The sequence below is a fragment of the Bifidobacterium sp. UBA6881 genome, assembly GCA_002451435.1.
Taxonomy (GTDB): Bacteria; Actinomycetota; Actinomycetes; order Actinomycetales; family Bifidobacteriaceae; genus Bifidobacterium.
Map to the genome: position 1 here is coordinate 1,470 of DKCF01000059.1, position 2,509 is coordinate 3,978.

Consider the following 2,509-nt stretch of genomic DNA (forward strand, 5'->3'; position numbering starts at 1 on the left):
GTGTCGGTGTCGTTGGTGTAGCGGCTCATGATGTCGCCGTGCTCGTTGGTGTCGAAGTAGCGGATCGGCAGCGTCTGCTGATGCGCGAACATGTCGTCACGGATCTTCTTCAGCGTGCCTTGTTCGACGGCGACGATGAGCCACTGCCACAGCCAGCTGCAGAAGATGCCGGCCACGTAGAGGCAGGCCATCAACGTCAAGGCGCGCATCAGAGGACCCCAGTCGGGGTTCTTGGCGCCGACCAGCGGCAGGATGTAGCTGTCGACCAGCGACTGCAGGAACAGCGCGGAGCCCGCCTGGGCGGCCGCGCCGACCAGGATGCACAGCACGATGGCGACGACGCGCCACTTGTATTGGAAGATGTAGCCGAAGATGCGCCTGGTGGTTCCGGGGGCCGCCTTCTGCGGCCCCTTCGGCCCGCCGTGCATCTTGGCGTCGGGACGCTTGGCCGCGTCATCCGTCTGCGGGCGCTTGGCCTGCGGACGTCCGGTCTGCGTCGTGGTTGTGTTCGTAGTCATATTCGTCTTGGTTGTTTCGCTCATATCGATGCCTCCTTTCACTGGAGTTCCTCGGGCTGGGCCTGGTTCTTGGTCTGCGACTCGTAGATGGAACGGTACTCGTCGCAGGTTCCCAGCAGTTCCTCATGCGTGCCGGAGGCCATGATGCGGCCTTGGTCCATGACGAGGATCATGTCGGATTCCTGCACGGAGGCGACGCGCTGGGCGATGATGATCTTCGTGGTGTCGGGGATCTCGTTGTGGAACGCCTCGCGGATCAGCTTGTCGGTCTTGGTGTCGACGGCCGAGGTGGAGTCGTCGAGGATCAGGATCCTCGGCTTCTTCAGCAATGCGCGGGCGATGCACAGACGCTGGCGCTGGCCGCCGGAGACGTTGGTTCCGCCCTGTTCGATGTACGTGTCGTACTTGTCGGGGAATTCCTGGATGAAGCCGTCGGCCTGCGCGAGCCGGCAGGCGTGGCGGATCTCCTCGTCGGTGGCGTTCGGATTGCCCCAGCGCAGGTTTTCGGCGATGGTGCCGGAGAACAGCACGTTCTTCTGCAATACCATGGCGACCTGGTCGCGCAGGGATTCCATGTCGTAGTCGCGCACGTCGACGCCGCCGACCTTGAGCGAGCCGGAGGTCACGTCGTACAGGCGCGGCACGAGCTGCACCAGGCTGGACTTCGCCGAACCGGTGCCGCCGACGATGCCGACGGTCATGCCGGAGCGGATCTTCAGGTTGATATCGTCGAGCACGGGCTTCTCGGAATTGTCGGAGTAACGGAAGGTGACATCGTCGAACTCGATAGAGCCGTCGGCGACCTCCTTGACCGGCTTGGCCGGATTGGTGACCGTGCTTTCCTCTTCGAGCACCTGGCAGATGCGTTCCGCGGAGGCCTGGGAGATGATGCACATGACGAAGATCATCGACAGCATCATCATGGCCATGAGGATCTGCATGGCGTAGGTGACCAGAGCGGTCAGGTCGCCGGTGGTGAGTCCGAGGGCCGCGTTGTTGCCGGATGCCACGATCTGCTTGGCGCCCAGCCATGCGATGAGCAGCATCGACGCGTAGATGCAGACCATCATGAGCGGACTGTTGAAGCTCATCACGCGGTCGGCCTTGCTGAAGTCCTTGTAGATGCGCTGGGAGATGCGGCCGAACTTGCCGATCTCGTGCGATTCGCGGTTGTAGGACTTGACCACGCGGATGCCCTGCAGATTCTCGTCGACCACGTTGTTGAGCTTGTCGTAGGTGTGGAACACGCGCTCGAACACCGGGTGCACGTATATGGCCAGACCCAGCAGTCCGACCGCGAGGATCGGGATGCATGCCAGGAACACCAGGGAGATCGACGGGCTGATGCGGAACGAGAACAGCCAGGCCACGACGATCATGATGGGCGCGCGCACGCCAAGTCGGATGATCATGGAGTAGGCGTTCTGGAGGTTGGTCACGTCAGTGGTGAGCCTGGTGATGATCGAACCGGTGGAGAACCGGTCGATGTTGGTGAAGCTGAAGCCCTGCACCTTCTCGAACTCGTCGTGGCGCAGGTTCTTGGCGAAGCCGGCGCCGGCGACCGCCGCGAACTTTCCGGCGAGGAAGCCCGCGGTGAGCGAGCACACCGAGCACAGCAGCAGGATCAGGCCGAATTTGATGATGGTCGGCATGCTGCCGCCGCTGATGCCCTGATCGATCAATGAGGCCATGACCGTGGGGATGAGGATTTCCAGCACACCCTCGACGACCACGAAAACCGGCGTGAGGATGCTGGCCTTCCTGTATTCGCGCAGGGATTTGCCCAGCGTGCGTATGATGTGTCCCTTCGGCCGCTTCGTCACCGCGGCCGACGCGTTGTTTGTCGCGCTCACACTTCTTCCTTTCCTTCTTGTTCTTCTGCGATACGTCGTTCAATAGGTTCCGCAAGTTCCGCAGGTTGGGCGGGTTCCGTAGGTTCCGCTTCGCCGTCCGTCCGCGGTTGCGGTCCGCGCGAATCAAATCCATGCGAA

The 2,509-nt window shown here is 62.2% G+C and carries 2 protein-coding genes; both read right to left on the minus strand.

Annotation, left to right across the window (positions count from 1 at the left end):
- On the minus strand, positions 1 to 428 hold a 428-nt coding region (locus B3C64_RS04655), incomplete at its 3' end, for an ABC transporter transmembrane domain-containing protein (protein WP_291534068.1).
- 128 nt (positions 429 to 556) lie between these two features.
- Positions 557 to 2,371, minus strand: coding sequence for an ABC transporter ATP-binding protein (locus B3C64_RS04660; protein ID WP_291534067.1), 1,815 nt, complete (start codon positions 2,369 to 2,371; stop codon positions 557 to 559).
- Positions 2,372 to 2,509: the final 138 nt, after the last annotated feature.